At 71.5% G+C, this 20,504-nt stretch carries 19 protein-coding genes; 7 read left to right on the top strand and 12 right to left on the bottom strand.

What is annotated here, in order from left to right:
- Positions 1-15: 15 nt before the first annotated feature.
- Complete coding sequence (locus ACIODU_RS23035) at positions 16-1,011, bottom strand: GDSL-type esterase/lipase family protein (protein ID WP_356422526.1); 996 nt, start codon at positions 1,009-1,011, stop codon at positions 16-18.
- Between the two features lie 355 nt (positions 1,012-1,366).
- Between ACIODU_RS23035 and ACIODU_RS23030 the strand changes: the two genes are divergently transcribed.
- Both ACIODU_RS23030 and ACIODU_RS23025 read left to right on the top strand, forming a co-directional pair.
- The gene (locus tag ACIODU_RS23030; protein ID WP_327236782.1) at positions 1,367-1,861 is read left to right on the top strand and encodes a DUF3145 domain-containing protein; all 495 of its coding nucleotides are present in this window, start codon (positions 1,367-1,369) and stop codon (positions 1,859-1,861) included.
- A 46-nt stretch (positions 1,862-1,907) separates the two neighbouring features.
- Positions 1,908-2,783: an NAD(P)-dependent oxidoreductase gene (locus ACIODU_RS23025; protein ID WP_401769700.1), complete on the top strand. Its 876-nt coding sequence runs from the start codon at positions 1,908-1,910 to the stop codon at positions 2,781-2,783.
- 83 nt (positions 2,784-2,866) lie between these two features.
- On the opposite strand, the gene fabF is transcribed toward ACIODU_RS23025, so the two are convergent.
- From fabF to ACIODU_RS23000, 5 genes are all read right to left on the bottom strand, one after another.
- A complete protein-coding gene (gene fabF / locus ACIODU_RS23020) occupies positions 2,867-4,129 on the bottom strand; it encodes a beta-ketoacyl-ACP synthase II (RefSeq protein WP_356422532.1) in 1,263 nt (420 codons plus the stop codon).
- Between the two features lie 79 nt (positions 4,130-4,208).
- Complete coding sequence (locus tag ACIODU_RS23015; protein WP_327236784.1) at positions 4,209-4,457, bottom strand: acyl carrier protein; 249 nt, start codon at positions 4,455-4,457, stop codon at positions 4,209-4,211.
- A gap of 65 nt (positions 4,458-4,522) precedes the next feature.
- Entirely contained in the window at positions 4,523-5,524 is a 1,002-nt protein-coding gene (locus ACIODU_RS23010) for a ketoacyl-ACP synthase III (protein ID WP_356422535.1), read from the bottom strand.
- A gap of 14 nt (positions 5,525-5,538) precedes the next feature.
- The gene (locus ACIODU_RS23005; protein ID WP_401769699.1) at positions 5,539-6,480 is read right to left on the bottom strand and encodes an ACP S-malonyltransferase; all 942 of its coding nucleotides are present in this window, start codon (positions 6,478-6,480) and stop codon (positions 5,539-5,541) included.
- 89 nt (positions 6,481-6,569) lie between these two features.
- Complete coding sequence (locus ACIODU_RS23000; protein ID WP_161311900.1) at positions 6,570-7,751, bottom strand: CdaR family transcriptional regulator; 1,182 nt, start codon at positions 7,749-7,751, stop codon at positions 6,570-6,572.
- Between the two features lie 75 nt (positions 7,752-7,826).
- On the opposite strand from ACIODU_RS23000, the gene ACIODU_RS22995 reads away from it, so the two are divergent.
- A complete protein-coding gene (locus ACIODU_RS22995) occupies positions 7,827-8,483 on the top strand; it encodes a pirin family protein (protein ID WP_356422749.1) in 657 nt (218 codons plus the stop codon).
- A 39-nt stretch (positions 8,484-8,522) separates the two neighbouring features.
- On the opposite strand, the gene ACIODU_RS22990 is transcribed toward ACIODU_RS22995, so the two are convergent.
- Together ACIODU_RS22990 and ACIODU_RS22985 are read right to left on the bottom strand one after the other, a co-directional pair.
- Positions 8,523-9,341: a serine hydrolase domain-containing protein gene (locus ACIODU_RS22990; protein ID WP_401769698.1), complete on the bottom strand. Its 819-nt coding sequence runs from the start codon at positions 9,339-9,341 to the stop codon at positions 8,523-8,525.
- Between the two features lie 17 nt (positions 9,342-9,358).
- Complete coding sequence (locus ACIODU_RS22985) at positions 9,359-9,856, bottom strand: GNAT family N-acetyltransferase (RefSeq protein WP_401769697.1); 498 nt, start codon at positions 9,854-9,856, stop codon at positions 9,359-9,361.
- 87 nt (positions 9,857-9,943) lie between these two features.
- Between ACIODU_RS22985 and ACIODU_RS22980 the strand changes: the two genes are divergently transcribed.
- Positions 9,944-10,408: a MerR family transcriptional regulator gene (locus tag ACIODU_RS22980; protein WP_401769696.1), complete on the top strand. Its 465-nt coding sequence runs from the start codon at positions 9,944-9,946 to the stop codon at positions 10,406-10,408.
- Between the two features lie 6 nt (positions 10,409-10,414).
- Positions 10,415-11,440 carry an aldo/keto reductase gene (locus tag ACIODU_RS22975; RefSeq protein ID WP_401769695.1) on the top strand — a complete coding sequence of 342 codons (1,026 nt, stop codon included), beginning with the start codon at positions 10,415-10,417 and terminating at the stop codon, positions 11,438-11,440.
- Positions 11,441-11,912: 472 nt separating this feature from the next.
- Here the strand turns inward: ACIODU_RS22975 and ACIODU_RS22970 are convergent, their stop codons facing one another.
- The 3 genes from ACIODU_RS22970 to ACIODU_RS22960 all read right to left on the bottom strand — a co-directional run bounded on the left by ACIODU_RS22970 (position 11,913) and on the right by ACIODU_RS22960 (position 14,930).
- Positions 11,913-12,821: a DUF4429 domain-containing protein gene (locus tag ACIODU_RS22970; RefSeq protein WP_401769694.1), complete on the bottom strand. Its 909-nt coding sequence runs from the start codon at positions 12,819-12,821 to the stop codon at positions 11,913-11,915.
- Between the two features lie 56 nt (positions 12,822-12,877).
- Positions 12,878-14,098 (bottom strand): alpha/beta hydrolase, encoded by a 1,221-nt coding sequence (locus tag ACIODU_RS22965; protein ID WP_401769693.1) that lies wholly within the window; start codon positions 14,096-14,098, stop codon positions 12,878-12,880.
- 175 nt (positions 14,099-14,273) lie between these two features.
- Positions 14,274-14,930 (bottom strand): TetR family transcriptional regulator, encoded by a 657-nt coding sequence (locus tag ACIODU_RS22960; protein ID WP_356422559.1) that lies wholly within the window; start codon positions 14,928-14,930, stop codon positions 14,274-14,276.
- Positions 14,931-15,056: 126 nt separating this feature from the next.
- On the opposite strand from ACIODU_RS22960, the gene ACIODU_RS22955 reads away from it, so the two are divergent.
- Together ACIODU_RS22955 and ACIODU_RS22950 are read left to right on the top strand one after the other, a co-directional pair.
- Positions 15,057-16,664 carry an MFS transporter gene (locus tag ACIODU_RS22955; protein WP_356422562.1) on the top strand — a complete coding sequence of 536 codons (1,608 nt, stop codon included), beginning with the start codon at positions 15,057-15,059 and terminating at the stop codon, positions 16,662-16,664.
- 179 nt (positions 16,665-16,843) lie between these two features.
- Complete coding sequence (locus ACIODU_RS22950; protein WP_401769692.1) at positions 16,844-17,275, top strand: peptidase inhibitor family I36 protein; 432 nt, start codon at positions 16,844-16,846, stop codon at positions 17,273-17,275.
- 193 nt (positions 17,276-17,468) lie between these two features.
- On the opposite strand, the gene aceE is transcribed toward ACIODU_RS22950, so the two are convergent.
- Positions 17,469-20,213, bottom strand: a complete 2,745-nt coding sequence (aceE, locus tag ACIODU_RS22945; protein WP_356422568.1) for a pyruvate dehydrogenase (acetyl-transferring), homodimeric type — start codon at positions 20,211-20,213, stop codon at positions 17,469-17,471.
- Positions 20,214-20,504: the final 291 nt, after the last annotated feature.

Raw genomic sequence — 20,504 nt, 5'->3', positions numbered from 1 at the left:
CGTCCCGCCCCGCCCTCAGACCGGCGGTCGCGCCGCCGTCACGTTCCGGTACGCGATCGCGGCCAGCCGGCGCTGCCCGTCCTTGCTCGGGTGGAACCAGTCCCAGTGGCTCAGCTGCTCGACGGTGAACCGGAAGTCGAAGACCGCCCCGCCGTCGTACCGGCACAGCCGGTCCTCCGCGCAGACGTCCCTGAGCACGCCGTTGTACGCCACGATCCGGTCGTACACCAGGCTCCGCCTGGCCGAGGCCTTCGCGCTGACGTCCTGCGCGTCCCCCAGCATCGTGGCGCAGATGCCCAGCTTCCAGATCTGCCGCCCCAGCGGGTCGCCGCGCCCGGTGGACCAGAGCCGCTTGAGGTCCGGCACGCTCGACACGTACACCTGCGCGTGCGGCGCACGGGCCCGCAGCCGCTCCATCGACGCCTCGAACGACGCGCGGAAGGCGTCCACCGGGGTCATCTGCGCGGCCGAGTCCTGGCAGGCGTCGTTCGACCCCACCATGACCGTGACCAGACCGGGGTCGTGCCGGGCCGCGCGGGCCATCTGCGCGGGCAGGTCGGACACCTTCGCGCCCGTCTCCGCCTCGTTCCAGCTGCGCCCCGACGCGCCCGGCGCCCCCAGGAGGCGCTGGGCCAGGCTGCGGACCTCGCCGTCCGTCCCGGTCGCCCAGGACGCCTCGGGGCAGTCCGTGAGCACCGCGCAGGCGTCGAAACCCCGGGTGATCGAGTCGCCCACGGCGGCCACCGAGTCGGGGGAGGGGTCCCAGAGGGGCGTCGGCCGGGGGGCCGGGGCGCTCCGGCCCGCCGCGCCGTCGGCGGACGAGCCGCCGGACCCGTCACAGCCGGCCAGCGCCCCGCCACCGGCGAGCACCAGGGCGGTCACCGCCGCGACCAGGACACGCGGACGCCGGCCGACACGCGGACGGCCGGCGCCGCGCCGGCGCCCCGCGCGCCCGTCGTCCGTACGGCGGCGCGCCGGGATCGCACTCCCGGTCCGTCGGCTCTCCCGCATCCGCGGTCCTCCCCGTCGGTTCGTGTCGGACGTCGCTTCCACCACCGTCTCCCGGTCCTTCCGTGCCGCTCGGGGAGGGCCGGGAAGGGCCCCGTACCACCGGCACATGCGCCTGGCACCGGCCCGGGCCCCGGCGAGTGAAAGCTTCGCGCATATCGGGCCCAGGACCGACGGTACGTCACCCCGGGCACCCCGCCGCACGGTAGCTTTTCCCACGTCGGACCAGAGGCCCCGAACGCGTGGCTCCGGTAAATTACCTCACGTCACATACTGTCCCTTTTGTGGAGTTTCACTCCCGATGCTGTTTACTGAGGCCGCTGGGAAAGGCGAACCTCGTCCCACACTGGAGGTCCCGGTGACGACACGTGGAGTTCTGTACGTTCACTCCGCACCGCGCGCGATGTGCCCCCACGTCGAATGGGCGGTGGCCGGAGTCCTCGGCCTGCGGGTCCAGCTCGACTGGATCCGGCAGCCGGCCTCACCCGGCACCTGGAGAGCCGAGTTCTCCTGGAAGGGTGAACCGGGCACGGCGTCCAAGCTCGCCTCCGCCCTGCGCGGCTGGCAGATGCTCCGCTTCGAGGTGACCGCCGAGCCCTGCGCCACGGCGGAGGGCGAGCGCTACAGCGCCACGCCCGACCTCGGCATCTTCCACGCGGTCACCGGCATGCACGGCGACATCCTGGTCCCCGAGGACCGGCTGCGCGCCGCGCTGGCCCGCTCCCGGCAGGGCGAGACCCAGCTGGAGGCGGAGGTCGCCAAGCTGCTGGGCAAGCCGTGGGACGACGAACTGGAGCCCTTCCGGTACGCGGGCGAGGGCGCGCCGGTCCGCTGGCTCCACCAGGTCGTCTGAGCGCTCCCGCGCACCGGGGCGTCTCCCGGGGTCCTACCGTGGACTCATGACCGATCATCTCGCAGTAGCCGTCCTCGGCACCGGAATCATGGGCTCCGCGATGGCCCGCACCCTCTGCCGCGCGGGACACGACGTCCGGGTGTGGAACCGCACCCCCGCGAAGGCCGAGCCGCTCGCCGCCGACGGCGCGCGGGTCGCGGCCACCGCCGCCGAGGCGGTGATGGGCGCCGACGTCGTTCTCACCGTCGTGTACGACGGGGCCGCCGTCCGGGACGCCTTCACCGCCGCCGCGCCCGGCCTGGGTGCCGGCACCCTCTGGCTCCAGTCGACCACCGTCGGCCTCGCGGACGTGCCCGCGCTGGCGGCCCTCGCGGCGGAGTACGGCGTGGTCTTCTACGACGCGCCCGTGGTCGGTACGAAGGGCCCGGCGGAGGCCGGACAGCTCGCGGTCCTCGTGGCGGGCCCCGGGGAGCACCGGCAGCGCCTCGACTCCGTCCTGGACGTCATCGGGCGGCGCACGCTCTGGCTGGGCGAGGACGGTGCCTCCGCCGCCGCGACCCGCCTCAAGCTCGTCGCCAACGGCTGGACCCTGACCCTGACCAACGGGGCGGCCGAGGCGCTCGCCCTGGCGAAGGGGATCGGCGCCGACCCGAGGGCCTTCCTGGACCTCACCTCGGGCGGCCCGATGGACGTGCCGTACCTCCACGCCAAGGCGGAGATGATCCTCGACGGGGACTACACGCCCAGCTTCTCCGTCAACACGGGGGCGAAGGACGCCCGGCTGATCGTCGAGGCGGCGGAGGCGGAGGGCGTCCACCTGGACGTCATGGCCGCGTGCGCGGAGCGCTTCCGCCGCGCCAGGGAACTGGGCCACGGCGAGGAGGACATGGCGGCCTCGTACTTCGCCAGCTTCGACGAGTGACGTGAGTCCTTATGCGACGAGGCCCGTCCCCACCCGGGGGACGGGCCTCGCGTCGTGCGGCGGTGCGTGCCGCTCGTACGGACTCAGACCGTACGGAGCGCCAGGACCACGTTGTGGCCGCCGAAGCCGAACGAGTTGTTGATCGCGGAGATCGTCCCGCCGGGGAGCGCGCGCGGCTCGCCCTTGACGACGTCCGCGTCCACGTCCTCGTCCTGGTCGGTCAGGTTGATCGTCGGAGGGGCCGTGCGGTGGTACAGCGCCAGCACGGTGGCCACCGTCTCGATACCGCCCGCGCCGCCCAGCAGGTGGCCGGTCATCGACTTCGTCGCGGACACGGCGACATGGTCCAGGTCGTCGCCCAGCACCCGGCGCAGCGCCTTGATCTCGGCGACGTCGCCCTGCGGGGTGGACGTGGCGTGCGCGTTGAGGTGCATGACCTCGGACGCCTTGAGGTCCGTGGACGCCAGCAGGTTCTCCAGCGCCTTCGCGATGCCCCGGCCGGTCGGCTCGGGCTGCGCGATGTGGTGGGCGTCCGACGAGATGCCCTGGCCCAGCAGTTCGCAGTAGACCCGCGCGCCCCGCCTGGCCGCGTGCTCGGCGGATTCCAGTACGACGATGCCCGCGCCCTCGCCGAGGACGAAGCCGTCGCGGCCCGTGTCGTACGGACGGGAGGCGCCGGTCGGGTCGTCGTTCTTCTTCGACATCGCCATCATGTTCGTGAACGCGGCGATGGGCAGCGGGTGGATGGCCGCTTCCGTACCACCGGCGACCACGACGTCGGCGCGGCCGCTGCGGATCATCTCCACCGCGTAGCCGACGGCTTCGGCGCCCGAGGCGCAGGCCGAGACGGGGGTGTGCACGCCCGCCTGGGCGCCCACCTCCAGACTGACGTTGGCGGCCGGGCTGTTGGGCATCAGCATCGGCACGGTGTGCGGGGAGACGCGGCGTTCGCCCCTCTCCTTGAGGACGTCGTACTGGTCGAGCAGGGTCGTGACGCCACCGATGCCGGAGGCGATCACGGTCCCGAGCCGGTCGGGGTCGACGGAGGTGTCGTCACCGGCACGGGCGGTGAACCCCGCGTCCGCCCACGCCTCGCGGGCCGCGATCAGCGCGAACTGCGCCGAGCGGTCCAGCCTGCGGGCGAGCGGACGGGGCAGTACATCGCCCGGGTCGACCGCCGCGACGGCGGCGATACGGACCGGCAGATCGGCGAAGCGCTCGCCTTCCAGGGGCTTCACCCCGGAGCGGCCGGCGAGCAGACCCTCCCAGGTCGATGCGCTGTCGCCACCCAGCGGTGTGGTTGCGCCGATACCGGTGACGACCACGGTGCGATTGGTCGAGCTCACTGGAATTCTTTCTCCACGTGTAGAGGGTGCTGAATTTTATACGGCGCCACCACCGGGTGGCGTCAGCCGCGCGGTGCGGTCAGTCCTGGTGCTTGAGGATGTAGTTCGCGGCGTCGCCGACCGTCTTCAGGTTCTTGACGTCGTCGTCCGGGATCTTCACGTCGAAGCGCTCTTCGGCGGCGACGACGACCTCGACCATGGACAGCGAGTCGACGTCGAGGTCGTCGGTGAAGGACTTGTCCAACTGGACGTCCTCGGTCGGGATACCGGCGATCTCGTTCACGATCTCGGCGAGACCTTCGACGATTTCTTCCAGAGTGGCGGCCATGTGGGCGCTCCTTCGATATTGAGCAGAGGGATATATGGGAACACGTACCGGAGGGTCCGGCGTGACTAGGGGAGGGTAACGACCGTAGCGGCGTACACGAGACCCGCCCCGAAGCCGATGACGAGCGCCGTGTCGCCGCTCTTCGCCTGTCCGGTCGCCAGGAGCCGCTCCATCGCGAGCGGGATCGAGGCGGCCGAGGTGTTGCCGGTGGTCTCCACGTCACGGGCGACCGTGACGCTGTCCGGCAGCTTGAGAGTCTTCACCATCGAGTCGATGATCCGCATGTTCGCCTGGTGCGGGATGAAGACGTCCAGGTCGGCGGAGGTGATGCCCGCCGCGTCGAGGGCCTGCTGGGCGACCTTCGCCATCTCGAAGACGGCCCAGCGGAAGACCGCCTGGCCCTCCTGCGTGATGGCGGGGAACTTCTCCACCGTGCCGTGGCGGTACTCCTCCCACGACACGGTCTGCTTGATGGTGTCGGACTTGTCGCCCTCGGAGCCCCAGATCGTGGGACCGATCCTCGGCTCCTTCGAGGGGCCCACGATCACGGCGCCGGCGCCGTCGCCGAACAGGAAGGCCGTGGCCCGGTCCTCCAGGTCGGTGAGGTCGGAGAGCCGCTCCACGCCGATGACGAGGACGTACTCCGCCGAACCCTCGACGACCATGCCCTTGGCGAGGGTCAGCGCGTAGCCGAAGCCGGCGCAGCCCGCGGAGATGTCGAACGCGGCGGGCCTGCCCGCGCCGATCGCGTCGGCGATCTCCGTGGCGATGGCCGGGGTCTGCTTGAAGTGCGAGACGGTGGCGACGATCACCCCGCCGATCTGCTCGGGCCTGAGCCCGGCGTCGGCGATGGCCTTGCCGGACGCCTCGATGGACATCGCGGCCACGGTCTCCTCGGGGGAGGCCCAGTGGCGGCTCGTGATTCCGGAGCGGGAGCGGATCCACTCGTCGGACGAGTCGATCGTCTCGAGGATCACCTCGTTGGGCACGACCCGGGTCGGGCGGTAGCCGCCGACGCCCATGATGCGTGCGTACGGAGCACCCTTGCTGGGCTTGATCTTCGACATGCTCTCTGGCTCCTTTAGTCAGCCGTGGAGGAGTGCTCGGCGATCAGGGTGCGGGCCGCGTCGAGATCGTCGGGGGTCTTCAGGGCCAAGGTCTTCACGCCGGGCAGGGCGCGCTTGGCGAGACCGGTCAGGGTACCCCCGGGGCAGAGCTCGATCAGCGCGGTGACGCCCCGCTCCTGGAACGTCTCCATGCACCGGTCCCAGCGGACCGGACTGGCCACCTGGCCGATCAGACGGGTCAGTACGTCGGCGCCGGTGGCGACGACCAGACCGTCCTTGTTCGAGACGTACGGTACGGCCGGGTCCGCCGGGTCGAGCGCGCGGGCGGCCTCTTCGAGCACCGAGGACGCCGGGGCCATGTGGTGCGTGTGGAACGCGCCGGCCACCTTGAGCGCCACGACACGCCGTACACCCTCGGGCTTGTCCGCCTCCAGGGCCGCGAGCTGTTCCAGCGTGCCGGCGGCCACGATCTGGCCGGCCCCGTTCACGTTCGCGGGCGTCAGCCCGAGCTTCTCCAGGTGCGCCACGGTGGTGTCGGGGTCGCCGCCGAGCAGCGCGGACATCCCCGTCGGGGTGACGGTCGCGGCGTCGGCCATGGCCAGGCCGCGGGTGCGCACGAGCGTGATGGCCGCCTCGTCGGTGAGGACACCGGCGAGCGCGGTGGCCGCCAGCTCGCCGACGCTGTGCCCGGCCACCGCGCCGACGTCACGCGTCAGGTCGCCGGTGGCGGGGAAGAGTTGACGGGCCGACAGCAGGGCGGAGGCCACCAGCAGCGGCTGGGCCACGGCCGTGTCGCGGATCTCGTCCGCGTCGGCCTTCGTGCCGTAGTGGACGAGGTCCAGGTCGATGGCGGCCGACCAGGCCCGCAGCCGGTCTTCGGCGCCGGGCAGATCGAGCCAGGGAGACAGGAAGCCGGGCGTCTGTGCGCCTTGGCCGGGAGCGACGAGTACGAGCACCCTCACACTCTCTCTTGTGGATGGCCTTCACCGCCCGTGACGACAGGGACGAAGAACCGTCGGGGGAATTGTTGGAGTACGACAAAAGTCTAGGACTGCGCCTCCCGCTCGGCCAAGCGCCCGAGGATGAGGGCGATCCGGAGCGTGAACGCGGACCGTACGTCGGAAGGTGACCATCCGGTGACGTCAGTCACTCGTCGAAGCCGGTAGCGCACGGTGTTCGGGTGGACGAAGAGCATCCTGGCGGCGCCCTCCAGACTGCTCGCCTGCTCCAGATAGACACTCAGAGTCTCCAGCAGCGCCGAGCCCGCCTCTTCCAGCGGTCTGTAGATCTCCTCCACCAGCTGGTCCCGGGCGGCCGGGTCGGAGGCGATCGCGCGCTCCGGCAGCAGATCGTCGGCGAGGACCGGGCGCGGGGCGTCCTGCCAGGCGAAACAGGCCTTGAGCCCGGCGGCGGCGGCCTGCGCGGACTTCGTCGCGGCCAGCAGATCGGGCGCCACCGGTCCCGCCACGACGGGGCCCGCCGCGTACGGCCCGATCAGGGCCTTGGCGACCTGGAGCGGGTTGTCGCTCCCGCCCGCGATCACCACGAGCCGGTCGCCGAGGACCCCGGTGAGAACCTGGAGCTTGGCGTGCCGGGCGGCCCGGCGGATCGCCTCGACGGTCAGCTCGCTGTCCCCGTCCGGGGCGGTGCCGAGCAGGACGCAGACGTGTTCGGGGGCGTTCCAGCCGAGCGCCGCGGCCCGGGAGACCGCGCCCTCGTCGGCCTCCCCGGAGAGGACCGCGTTGACGACGAGGGATTCGAGCCGCGCGTCCCAGGCCCCGCGGGCCTCGGCGGCCTGCGCGTACACCTGTGCGGTGGCGAAGGCGATCTCGCGCGCGTAGACGAGCAGGGCCTCCCGCAGCACGGACTCGTCGCCGGGGGCGGCGACCTCCTCGATCGCCGTCTCCATGACCTCGATGGTCGTCCGGACCATCTCGACGGTCTGGCGCAGGGTGATCGCCCGCGTCAGCTCCCGCGGAGCCGTACCGAACACGTCCGTGGAGATGGCCTGCGGGGTCTCCGGGTGACGGAACCACTCGGTGAAGGCGGCGATGCCCGCCTGCGCGACCAGCCCGATCCACGAACGGTTCTCCGGCGGCATCGCGCGGTACCACGGCAGCGTCGCGTCCATGCGCGCGATGGCGTTCGCGGCGAGCCGCCCGGCCGACTGCTCCAGGCGGCGCAGTGTGGCGGGGTGGGAGTGGGCTACGTTCGCTGGTTCAGGCACGGGGACAAGACTGCCTTATCGGTACGGGTGAGGAAGCCGCCGGGGCGCCCGGCATCCCCTACGGTGGGACCTGTGATGCGAGTCGTGCGCGCAGAGGAGCGTTACCGGGGCGGCGATCCCTCCGCCGGTATCGAATCCTGGCACGCCCTGTCCTTCGGGCGGTTCTACGACCCGGACAATCTGCGCTTCGGCGCGGTGCTCGCCTGCAACGAGGAACGGCTCGCGCCGGGCGCCGGTTTCGGCGAACACCCGCACAGCCACACGGAGATCGTCACCTGGGTCGCCGAGGGCGAGCTGACCCACCGCGACTCGGCGGGCCACGCCACGGTGGTCGGGGCCGGGGACGTCCAGCGGCTCAGCGCGGCGGACGGGGTACGGCACGTGGAGCGCAACGACGGGGAACTGCCCCTGGTCTTCGTGCAGATGTGGCTCGCGCCGCTGGAGCCGGGCGGGGAGCCCGGGTACGAGATCGTGCGCGGCATCGCCGACTCCACGCCGTACGCCCTCCCGCAGGCCGGCGCGATGCTGCACGTGCGCCGGCTGCGGGAGGGCGAGCGCGCGGCCGTACCGGACGCGGCGTTCGTGTACGTCCATGTCGTACGGGGCCGGGTCCGCCTGGACGGCGAGGAGTTGGGCCCGGGGGACTCGGCGCGGATCACGGACGCGGAGGGCCTGGACGTGACGGGCGGCCCGGCGGAGGTCCTGCTGTGGGAGATGTCGGGCGGGCGCTAGGACTTGCTTTGTCGTCCGTTGTCCGTTGTCCGGCGTCGCTCAGCCCGCGCGCAGTTCCGCCAGCACCGCGTCCGTGAGCGGGGGCCAGGACTCGATCGCCCAGGGGCCGAAGTCCCGGTCGGACAGGGCGACGCAGGCCGCTCCCGCGTCCGGGTCGACCCACAGGAACGTACCGGACACCCCGAAGTGGCCGAACGTGCGCGGGGAGGACGAACCGCCCGTCCAGTGGGGGGACTTGGTGTCGCGGATCTCGAAGCCGAGGCCCCAGTCGTTGTTCTTCTGCCGCCCGTAGCCGGGCAGGATGCCGGACAGCCCCGGGTGGACGACCGTCATGGCCTCCAGCACCGTGCGCGGGTCCAGCAGGCGGGGCGCCTGGAGTTCGGCGGCGAAGCGCGTCAGGTCGTCGACCGTCGAGACGGCGGCCCTGGCCGGGGAGCCGTCGAGTGTGGTGGACGTCATACCGAGGGGTTCGAAGACCGCCTGGCGCACGTACTCCCCGAACGGGATCTCGGTGGCCTTGGCGACGTGGTCGCCCAGCGCCTCGAAGCCCGCGTTCGAGTAGATCCGGCGGGTGCCGGGCGGGGCCGTCACGCGGTTCTCGTCGGCGGCGAGGCCGCTGGAGTGCGCGAGCAGATGCCGGACGGTGGAGCCCTCGGGACCGGCGGGCTCGTCCAGTTCGACCGCCCCTTCCTCGTACGCCACGAGTACGGCGTATGCGGCCAGCGGCTTGGTGACGGAGGCCAGGGGGAAGCGGTGCGCGGTGGGACCGCGCGACCCCGCGACGGTGCCGTCCGCCCGGACGACGGCGGCGGCCGCGGTCGGCACGGGCCAGTTGTCGATCAACGCCAGACTCTGCATGCGACGAGCGTAGAGGTCTAGAGCGTGAGCCTCATGGCGGGGTCGGGGGTACGGACGAACCCGAGCGAGGCGTACAGCGGTTCGCCCTCGCGGGACGCGCGCAGGTCGATCTTCCGCACCCCGCGCGTGCGGAACCAGTCGAGCAGCGCCTCCACGCAGGCCCGCGAGTAGCCGCGGCGGCGCAGGTCGGGGTCGGTGGCGACGCTGAACACGTAGCCGCTGATGCCGGTGGGGTTGCCGGGGCCGCCGAGGCGGTGCTCGATGACGCCGACGGCCGTCGCGGCGAGGGCGCGGGGGGTGTACGGGGTGTCCGGGGCGTCTGAGATGTCCGGCCGATCTACGACAAAGGCGGCCAAATCGCCCGAAGGGTCGGCGAGTTTCCGCCGGAGCGTCGCCACTGCGACGGGCTGCCAGCCGAGGTCCGTACCGGCCCCGGCGAGGGAGTCGAGCATCACCGTGCGGAGGCGGACCAGTTCCTCGGCGTCGGCGGGGGTGGCGGGTCGTGCGAGGGTCATGCGGACGATGCTAGGACGTGGCCGCCGTGAATCTCGTCGCATTATTCGCTTGCTTGGAGTGCACTCGAAGGTTCTAGCGTGTGACGCATGACGCTGATGGAGAGCAGCCCCGCCGTGACAGGACCTGTCGACGTCTGCGCCGCGCCTCCCCGCCCCCACCCGAGCCCCGACGGCAAGGACCGCTACACGATCAGCCAGGTCGCCGCCTTCACCGGCCTGACCGCGCACACCCTGCGCTGGTACGAGCGGATCGGGCTGATGCCGCACGTCGACCGGTCGAACACCGGGCAGCGCCGGTTCTCCAACCAGGACCTCGACTGGCTGGAGTTCGTCACCAAGCTGCGGCTGACCGGCATGCCGGTCGCGGACATGGTGCGGTACGCGGAGCTGATCCGGGTAGGCGAGGAGACGTTCGAGGAACGGCAGGAACTGCTGGAGCGGACCCGGCGCGACGTGATCGACCGGATCAGCGAACTCCAGGACACCGTCGCCGTACTCGACCACAAGATCAGCTTCTACGCGGGGGCCCGCCGGGCGCCGGAAAGGGTCTGAAGACCCATGAGCGACAGCACGATCACACCCCTGACCCAGGTACGGCTCGGCACCACGGGCCCCGAGGTGGGCGCCCAGGGCTTCGGCTGCATGGGCCTGAGCGACACCTACGGGCCCACCACGGACGTGGCGGAGGCGCGGGCGACGCTGGAGCGCGCGCTGGAGCTGGGCGTGACGCTGTTCGACACGGCGGACGTCTACGGGCAGGGGGAGAACGAGAAGTTCATCGCCCCCTTCGTCCGGGCGCACCGCGACGAGATCGTGCTGGCCACCAAGTTCGGGCTCGGCGTGTCCCCGGAGGACGGGACCAGGACGATCCGCAACGACCGGGCGTACCTGCGTGCGTGTGTCGAGGGCAGCCTCACGCGGCTGGGGGTCGACGTGATCGACCTGTACTACATGCACCGGCGTGACGTGCGGGTCCCCGTCGAGGAGACGGTGTCGGCCATGGCCGAACTGGTCGCCGAGGGCAAGGTCAAGCACCTCGGGCTGAGCGAGGTCACCGCGGACGAGCTGCGCGCCGCGCAGGCCGTGCACCCGATCGCGGCGCTCCAGTCGGAGTGGTCGCTGTTCAGCCGCGACATCGAGGAGCGGATCGTGCCGGCCGCCGTCGAACTGGGCGTGGCGCTCGTGCCGTACTCCCCGCTCGGCCGCGGCTTCCTGACAGGCGCGTTCGTCAACGCGGAGCAGGAGCTGGGCGAGGGCGACTTCCGTCGCAGTCAGCCCCGCTTCAACGGCCCGAACGCCCGCGCGAACGCGGCGCTGCTGGAACCCGTACGCAAGATCGCCGAGGGACGCAACGCGACGCTCGGCCAGGTCGCGCTGGCCTGGGCGCAGCAGCGCTCGGCGATCCACGGCCTGACGGTGGTCCCCATACCGGGAACCCGCAGCCGCACCCGGGTGGAGGAGAACACCGCCGCCACCCGCCTGGTCCTGACGGACAGCGAACTGGACCTCCTGGCCCCGATCGCGTCCCGCGTGAGGGGCGGCAGGTCGGCAGACCTGACGTTCGTCTCAGCGGGCCGCGAGTAGCCCCGGGCTCCGGCCGGAGGGGGCGCACGCGGGCACGACCCCGACGCCGTCGGCACGGTTCGGATTGCGCACGACCGCGGCGCCGACCGGCGGTCGCGCCGGCGTGGGTCGGCGACTCCGGTGCGGCCCCGGCGCCGAGGCGCGGTTCACCCGTGAGGGTCGGCGTACGCCGGTGCGCCCCGACGCGGTTCGGGTTGTGTACGGCCGCGCTTGCGTAGGTCGGTTTACGCCGGCCCGGCCCCGGGGCGTGTGGCCGTGTCGCCCCGCTGCCGGGCGCGGCCCTGCTGGCGGGTGGCACTGGGGCGTAGGTGCTGGGTCGGCGGTCGTGCCTGTGCGGGATCGGGGGCGGGCGGCCGGGCGGTCCCGGTGTCGGCGCGGTCCTGTGGGCGGACGTGATCGCGTGCGTCCTGGTGGCGGGCGGCGGTCGTGACCGTTGGGGGGATGGGCCGGCCCCCAGCGCGGCGTCGGGCCCCTACAGCTCCGCCAGCAGCTCCGCCTTCTTCGCGCTGAACTCGTCGTCCGTCACCAGGCCCGCCTGGTGCAGCTCGCCCAGGTGGCGGATTCGTTCCGCCACGTCCGCCGGGTCGCTGCGGGACGCCGCCGCCGCGTGGACCGGGATCCGGGGCGGCCCGGAGGCCGCCCCCGCGCCCCGTACCGCGTGCAGGACCGCCGCGGCGAACGGGAGGGACTCGTGCACCGGGCCGTAGCCGAGGCCGAAGACCACCGCCGCCGGGTCGTGGTCGGCCTGGGCCGGCTGCGGGGCCCGCGGCAGCTCCGCGCCCTGGCCGTCGCGCAGCAGCAGCCGCAGGTAGCCGTCGAAGACCTCGGGGGAGCGCCACTCGACCCCGTGCAGGTCCCTGACCGCGAAACTCTGGTCGCCCGCCTTCCACTTGGCGGACGACGCGCCCGTCCACGACCAGCGGAAGGACACCTGCTCCCCGTCGAAGACGGCCTTGCCGTCGAACGCCTTGAAGGTCCTGGGCCGTTCCGGCGGCTCCACCAGGAACCGCTCGGCGGGCTCCAGGCGCTCCCGCGCCCCGGCCCCGTCCGCCAGCGCCCCGCGCAACTCGTCCGCGTAGTACTCCGCGAGCGTCTCGCGCTCCGCCGGCAGCACCAGCCGGTACGGATCGCTGCTCCCCCTGAGCTGCCCGGCCGCCGCCTCCATCAGGGGATCGGCGCCCGGTCTCGGGACCGCGTGCAGCACGACCGTCCCGCGCTTGCCGGGGGAGAGCGTCACCGAGGACAACGCCGCGTGCGGCACACGCCGTTCACCGAGGGCCTGGAAGAGCTTCGGCGCCCGTATCCCCCGTTCGAAGCGGACCAGCACGGAATCGCTCTCGAACTCCCAGGTGGCATGAATTCCGCCCAGCACATCACCCATACGGCACATCGTAGGCGCCGCGCGCCGCCGCGTCGCCTGCACCGGCGGGGGGAGTTCTACGCGCGTCCGATCCCGTCCGCCCGGAGGAGGTCACTCCGGCAGTCGCCGTCCGTGGCGGCGCACCGCAGCGCGCGGTACGACCCGACCCCGATGCCGGCGAAGTTGTCCAGGCTCTCCGTACCCGGCACGAAGTACCCGCTGTGCCCCACCGCCCCGTCCGCCGACAGGATCCGCGCCCCGAAGTGCCCGCTCACCGGATCCGCGCCGTGCCCCAGGCCGCCGACCGCCAGGTACGGCACGTCCTGGATCCAGTCGTCGCGGTCCCGCATGGCCCACACCCGGGCCGTGGTGTGCAGTTGGGCGGCGTTGCCGACCCGCATCCCCGGGCTCCCGGCGACCGCCACGTCCGTGACCCGCTCCGGCAGGTCGTCGGCGGCGACCCCGCACACGACGGAGCCGTAACTGTGGCAGAAGAGCGAGACCGGCGACCGGCCGGGCAGCGCCCGGACCAGCGCGGTGAGCCGTACGCCGCCCGCCTCCGCGAGCTTCCCGATGGCCGCGTCCATGCCGAGACCGGCGGGCGCGGTGTAGTCGGCCCAGGCGATGACCGCGGTACTGGCGGTGGGATCCGCCAGCCGCTCGGCCGTGTACAGCGCCCCGGCCATCCCGGCGGGCGCCGAGTACTTGCGTTCGGTCCGTTCAAAGGTCAGGACGTTCGTGTCGACGCCCGGCACCACGATCGACACCCGCTCGGCGCGGTCGAGGTCGCCGAACACCTCGGCGGCGCGGCCCTTGCCCGACGGGTCGAAGGCGAGCATCCGCCGGTCCGGGTGCAGCATCGACGTGTAGCGGTTCATCGTGCGCCCCGCCCGCCTGCGCCCGTCGGGCGACAGCCGGACGTCGTGCGTACGGCGCCGCTCGACCTCACGCGCCTGACGGAGCGCCAGCCGGTTGGCGCGGTAGCGCAACGTCACCGGAGCACCGTTCAGATTGCCCACGACCAGCGGGTATCTGCGCGCCAGCGCGGTCTGCTGAACGGCCGTCAGCGACGTGAAGAACGCCGCGATCCGCTTCGGCGAGCTGTCCGTGTCGGGGAGGTCCCGTGCTCCTATACGGCCCCGCTCCCACGCGGAGACGGCGATCTCCAGGGGCTCGCCGGGGCCGCGGTGATGACGTACCGCGGTCCATCCGGTGGTGGCCAGGAGGACGAAGACGACGGCGAGCGCGAGAAGCATGCGCCAGGCGCTCAACGGAGGATCAGTTTCGAAGGAAGTCACTAACTACCAGCCTAGGACGCGCGTAGGTGCCCTCGTGGCGAGGGTGAGGCACATCACGCGCAACGAAGGAATGAACCGACGGTAACGTCACCATGGGTACGCGCGGCGCGTACGCTCCGGCGCGCGACACGCGTACAAGTCACCGAAGATGACGTCCCGTAAGGTCGAATCGGCCCTAGGCCGGCCGCCGCCAGTCCTCCGCCAGCGCCGGACCCAGATGGTCCAGGTACGTCTCCGACAGCGCGCCCAGCGACTCCACGCTCGTGTCGTGGCCCTGGCCCCAGAGCCGCCCCGTCACCCGCATGACGCCGGTGAACGCGGCGACGGCCACCCGGGGCCGGGGGTCGGCGTCCACGTCCAGCCCCTCGCGGTCCGCGATCAGCCGCGCGATCTCCTCGTCCAGCTCGGCCGAACGCCGCAGGTGCGCGGCGAGCAGCGCGGGCGTCGACTCGATCAGCTGGTACGTGCGCATGTGCAGTTCGACCGGGACGACGGCCTCGATCGCCTCGCCGACACCCAGCCAGGCCGAGGTGACGGCCCGGCGCATCGCCTCGAACGGCCCCTCGGCGGCGGGCCGTACCCGCAGTGCCTCGACGAACCGCCCCTCCACCATCCGTACGACGGAGAAGACGACCTCCTCCTTGCCGGCGAAGTAGCGGAAGAAGGTGCGCTGGGAGACCTCGACCGCGTCCGTGATCTCGTCGACCGTGGTCTGCTCGTACCCCTGGGCGGTGAAGAGTTCCAGTGCCACGCGCAACAGCGCGTCGCGGGTGCGCTGTTTCTTGCGGGCGCGCAGCCCGACCGGATGCCCGGTCACCGTTTCATGCACCACCGATTGGTCCTCGTTCCACCGCTTCACACCGCTTTGACCTGCTCAGTGTATCTGTGAGCTACGTGACAGTTACCGACTTGTGAAATGGTTTGTCAACTGTCAGTGGCTGACACTAGCGTTCTCGGTATGACTAGTCAGACCACCGTCGACACAGCGCCGCAGACCCCGGAACCCCCGGCATCGACGCCCGCCAAAGGGCTGCGCGGCCACCCCTGGTTGACTCTCTTCTCGGTGGCCATCGGCGTGATGATGGTGGCGCTCGACGGCACCATCGTGGCGATAGCCAACCCGGCCATCCAGAAGGACCTCGGCGCGAGCTTCGCGGACGTCCAGTGGATCACCAACGGCTACTTCCTCGCCCTCGCCGTGGCCCTGATCACGGCCGGCAAGCTCGGTGACCGCTTCGGCCACCGCCAGACCTTCCTCATCGGCGTCACCGGCTTCGCCGCCGCCTCGGGGGCCATCGGCCTCTCCCACAGCATCGCGCTCGTGGTCGCCTTCCGCGTGCTCCAGGGCCTCTTCGGCGCCCTGTTGATGCCCGCCGCGCTGGGCCTCCTGCGCGCGACCTTCCCCGCCGAGAAGCTGAACATGGCGATCGGCATCTGGGGCATGGTCATCGGTGCCTCCACCGCGGGCGGCCCGATCATCGGCGGTCTGCTCGTCGAGAACGTCAGCTGGCAGTCGGTCTTCTTCATCAACGTGCCGGTGGGCGTCGTGGCCCTGGGCATCGGCATCGTGATCCTCAAGGACCACCGCGCCGAGAACGCGCCGAAGTCGTTCGACGTCCTCGGCATCCTGCTGCTCTCCACCGCGATGTTCTGCCTGGTCTGGGCGATCATCCAGGCCCCGACCTGGGGTTGGGGCTCGGGCCGGACCTGGCTCTTCATCATCGGGTCCCTCGTCGCCTTCGGGCTCTTCGCCTTCTGGGAGACGAAGGTCAAGGAACCGCTCATCCCGCTCGGCCTGTTCCGCTCCGTACCGCTCTCCGCCGGTGTCGTGCTGATGGCGCTGATGGCCATCGCCTTCCTCGGCGGCCTGTTCTTCGTGACCTTCTACCTTCAGAACGTGCACGGCATGAGCCCGGTCGACGCCGGTCTGCACCTGCTGCCGCTCACCGGCATGATGATCGTCGCCTCGCCGCTCGCCGGGGTGGTCATCACCAAGGTGGGCCCCCGGATCCCGCTCGCGGCCGGCATGATCTTCACCACCGTCGCCATGTTCGGCATGTCCACGCTGGAGACAGGCACCAGCAGCTTCGTCATGTCGATCTGGTTCGCCCTGCTCGGCATGGGCCTCGCGCCCGTCATGGTGGGCGCGACCGAGGTCATCGTGGGCAACGCCCCGATGGAGCTGTCCGGTGTCGCGGGCGGCCTCCAGCAGGCGTCCATGCAGATCGGCGGCAGCCTCGGTACGGCCGTGCTCGGCGCGGTCATGGCCTCGAAGGTCTCCAACGACCTGCCGGGCAACTGGACCGGCGCGGGCCTGCCGCCGCTCACCCCGGACCAGGCGGACAAGGCGGCCGAGGCCGTCCAGGTCGGCGTGCCCCCGGTGGCGCCCGGCACCCCCGCCGAGATCGCCGCGAAGATCACCACCGTCGCGCACGACACCTTCATGTCCGGCATGGGGCTGGCCTGTCTGGTCGCCGCCGGCGTCGGCGCCGTGGCGGTCTTCGTCGCGCTGCTGACGAAGCGGGGCGTCAACGCGGACGCCGCCGACGCGGGGGTGCACATCTGATGTCAGCCCGAGGCTGACCCGACGTCAATTCCGCTCCCCACACGGCCCCGCCGGAACCTTCCGGCGGGGCCGTCGCCTATCCGGGTGGTACGCCCCCGGACCCCTTCCCCGGCGGGTCCCGCGCAGGTCAGGGTACGGATGACCGGCACGAACACGTACGACGACGGGGGATGATCCGCATGCGCGGAACCAACGGAAGCACCGGAACCAACCGAACCAACCGAACCAACCGCTTCAGCACCATCACACGCACCAGCCTGTTCGCCCTGGGGGCGCTCCTCGCCGCCACCCTGCTGCCCGCCGGCAGCGCCACCGCCGCACCACCCCGCCTGGGGACCTGCGCGGCGGGCGAGTTGTGCCTCTGGGGGAAGGACGACTTCACCGGCTCCCGGTGGATCCACGAGCTGTCGGGACTCGACATCGACAGCTGCGTACCGCTCCCGCCGGGAGCCACCGCCGCCTCGCTGGCCAACCGCACCGGACGGCCCGTGACCACCTACCAGTCCGCGGAGTGCGGAGAGACGGGGGAGTTCGAGACGTACCCCGGCGGCGGCACGTGGGTGCCGCGCTCGCCGTACCGCGTCCGGGCGTTCAAGGTCTGGGAGACCTGACGGGAACGCGTGTTTGAGTCGCTGAGCGGGGGTACCCGCAGGGTGCGGGCCCCCGCTCGTGCGGCCGCGGAGGTCGCGGACCGGGCCGGCTCGCGGGAAACGCCCGGCGTAGCACGGAAGCCGGGTTCGGCGACACAAAGGGCGGCGGGACCGGAGTCCCGCCGCCCTTCGGCGTATTCGCCACGCGTACGGGCTACGCGTCGCCGCCCTCAGGGCCCGGGTCCGCGGCCGCCGTGTCCAGCAGCTGATAGCGGTCCACGGCCTGCTTGAGCACCGAGCGGTCCACCTTGCCCTCCCGCGCCAGCTCCGTGAGGACCCCGAGCACGATCGACTGCGCGTCGATGTGGAAGAAGCGCCGCGCCGCGCCCCGCGTGTCCGCGAAGCCGAACCCGTCCGCGCCCAGCGACTGGTACGTCCCGGGCACCCAGCGCGAGATCTGGTCCGGAACGGACCGCATCCAGTCGGACACCGCCACGAACGGACCCTGCGAGCCGGACAGCTTCCGCGTCACGTACGGGACGCGCTGTTCCTCCTCCGGGTGCAGCAGGTTGTGCCGCTCCACGTCGACCGCCTCGCGGCGCAGCTCGTTCCACGACGTCGCGGACCAGACGTCGGCCCGTACGTTCCACTCCTCGGCGAGCAGCCGCTGCGCCTCCACGGCCCACGGCACGGCCACGCCCGACGCCAGGATCTGCGCCGGGATCTCGCCCCGCTCGCCCTGCTTGAAGCGGTGGATGCCCTTGAGGATGCCCTCGACGTCCACGTCGGCCGGCTCGGCGGGGTGCTGGATCGGCTCGTTGTAGACCGTCAGGTAGTAGAAGACGTCCTGGCTCTCGCCCTCCACGGCCGGGCCGTACATCCGGCGCAGGCCGTCCTTGACGATGTGCGCGATCTCGAAGCCGTACGCGGGGTCGTACGCGACACACGCCGGGTTCGTCGACGCCAGCAGGTGCGAGTGCCCGTCCGCGTGCTGGAGCCCCTCACCGGTCAGAGTCGTACGGCCGGCGGTCGCGCCCAGCACAAAACCACGCGCGAGCTGGTCGGCCATCTGCCAGAACTGGTCACCGGTCCGCTGGAAACCGAACATCGAGTAGAAGACATAGACCGGGATCAGCGGCTCGCCGTGCGTGGCGTACGCCGAGCCCGCCGCGATCAGCGAAGCCGTACAGCCCGCCTCGGAGATGCCGTCGTGCAGCATCTGGCCGGTCGGCGACTCCTTGTACGCGAGCAGCAGCTCGCGGTCCACGGACTCGTACTGCTGCCCCAGCGGGTTGTAGATCTTCGCGCTCGGGAAGAACGAGTCCATCCCGAACGTGCGGTACTCGTCCGGCGCGATCAGCACGAACCGCTTGCCGATCTCCTTGTCCCGCATCAGGTCCTTGAGCAGCCGTACGAACGCCATCGTCGTGGCGATCGACTGGTGCCCGGAGCCCTTGCGGACCGCCGCGTAGGTCTTGTCCTCGGGCAGCGCCAGCGGCTTCGCCCGGACGACCCGCGTGGGCACGTACCCGCCCAGCGCCCGCCGCCGGTCGTGCATGTACTGGATCTCTTCCGAGTCCTTGCCGGGGTGGTAGTACGGCGGCGCGCCGTCCTCCAGCTCCTTGTCCGGGATCGGCAGGTGCAGCCGGTCGCGGAACCCCTTGAGGTCGGCGGTCGTGAGCTTCTTCATCTGGTGGGTCGCGTTGCGGCCCTCGAAGTTCGGCCCCAGCGTCCAGCCCTTGACGGTCTGCGCCAGGATCACCGTCGGCTGACCCTTGTGGGCCTTGGCCGCGGCGTACGCGGCGTACACCTTCTTGTGGTCGTGGCCGCCGCGCCCCAGGTGCAGGATCTGCTCGTCGGTCATGTTCTCGACCATGGCGCGCAGCCGCTGGTCGTCCCCGAAGAAGTGGTCGCGGATGTACGCGCCGGTCTCGGTCGCGTACGTCTGGAACTGGCCGTCCGGCGTCGTGTTCAGCCGGTTGACCAGCACGCCGTCCCGGTCCTGCGCGAGCAACGGGTCCCAGGAGCGGTCCCAGACGAGCTTGATGACGTTCCAGCCGGCGCCCCGGAACTGCGACTCCAGCTCCTGGATGATCTTGCCGTTGCCGCGGACGGGGCCGTCGAGCCGCTGGAGGTTGCAGTTCACGACGAAGGTGAGGTTGTCCAGGCCCTCACGGGCGGCGATGGACAGCTGGCCCAGCGACTCCGGCTCGTCCATCTCGCCGTCGCCCAGGTAGGCCCAGACGTGCGAGGCGGAGGTGTCGGCGATGCCGCGCGCCTCCATGTAGCGGTTCATCCGGGCCTGGAAGATCGCCCCGAGCGGGCCGAGGCCCATCGAGACGGTCGGGAACTCCCAGAAGTCCGGCATCAGCCGCGGGTGCGGGTAGCTGGACAGGCCGTACGGCGCTTTCGACTTCTCCTGGCGGAACGCGTCGAGCTGCGCCTCGCTCAGCCGGTCGAGCAGGAAGGCGCGGGCGTAGATGCCGGGGGAGGCGTGGCCCTGGAAGAAGATCTGGTCGCCGCCGTCGCCGTCGTCCTTGCCCCGGAAGAAGTGGTTGAAGCCCACGTCGTAGAGGGAGGCCGAGGAGGCGAACGTGGCGATGTGGCCGCCGACGCCGATCCCCGGGCGCTGGGCGCGCGAGACCATCACGGCCGCGTTCCAGCGCGTCGCGTTGAGGACCTTGCGCTCGATCTCCTCGTTGCCGGGGAAGAACGGCTCGTCCTTGGTGGCGATGGTGTTCACGTAGTCCGTGCTGCGCATCTCCGGCACAGCCACCCGCTTCTCGCGGGCCCGCTCGATCAGCCGGAGCATCAGGTAACGGGCGCGCTCACGCCCGCGCTCGTCGACGGCGGCGTCGAGCGAGTCGAGCCACTCCTGGGTCTCTTCGGGGTCATAGTCCGGGACCTGGCTGGGAAGGCCGCCAATGATGATCGGGTTGCGATCGGATCCGGAAGCCACGCTGTTCCTTCGCTGTTCGGTCGGGGCGTGCCGCTGCACGGGGTCGATCCATCGTGTACCGCGGCGGCGGAAACGTCATCTCTACTGTGGGGTAACCCGTCGAACCGCAAGCTTACGCCCGCTCCGTCCCCGTGTTCTGTTCGATGAGCGGGACCCGAATGGCGTACCGATCCGGCATAACATGGCAAAGAAGGACGGAAAGTGTGGCGGGCATCATAGGAAGCGGTGTCGAAGTGGCAGGAGATGCGACGAAGGGGCCCGGAACGTCACCGTTTCGGCGGTCTCGACCTC

This window comes from Streptomyces sp. NPDC088261, from assembly GCF_044740805.1.
Lineage (GTDB): Bacteria > Actinomycetota > Actinomycetes > Streptomycetales > Streptomycetaceae > Streptomyces.
Note: the sequence above shows the minus strand (reverse complement) of the source record. Positions and strands in the feature narration are given on the sequence as shown.